The 422-nt window shown below is 62.3% G+C and carries 1 pseudogene; it reads right to left on the reverse strand.

What is annotated here, in order from left to right:
- Positions 1-224 (reverse strand): annotated as a pseudogene (locus GJ668_RS19990) (ISNCY-like element ISAtsp9 family transposase); the annotation flags it as partial.
- Positions 225-422 lie beyond the last annotated feature (198 nt).

Consider the following 422-nt stretch of genomic DNA (forward strand, 5'->3'; position numbering starts at 1 on the left):
TAGTTGTGTTCGAAATGGTCCCCCTTGGTCTTGAGCGTATTGTTGTTTTCGTTCTCGATTTTCCAGCGACTGCGCCCGGCGGCGACCAGGGCGATGACGTTGTCGGCGTTGACCGGGTCGGAACTCGCCCACGCGTTGCGGTAGAGCCCCTGGCCCTCGGCATCGGTGGTGGTGAGTTCGCACCAGCCGACCAGCAAGGCGTCTTTCCCGTCGCGCAGCGGCAAGTCATTGAGCCACCGATAGGTATCGGTCAGGCGCTGAGTGCCCGTCTAGCGGGTTTTGACCAAGGTGGACACCTCGCCGCTGCGCTCGAAGTCCGCGACCCATTCGTAGAGGAGCGGATGTGACGGTGGCAGACAGACGAACAGAAACGCGCCCCCCGGCGCGAGCACCTGCTGGCAAAACGGCTGATGGCAGTAAAG

Origin of the sequence: Allochromatium palmeri (assembly GCF_009720725.1) — a bacterium.
Classification (GTDB): domain Bacteria; phylum Pseudomonadota; class Gammaproteobacteria; order Chromatiales; family Chromatiaceae; genus Thermochromatium; species Thermochromatium palmeri.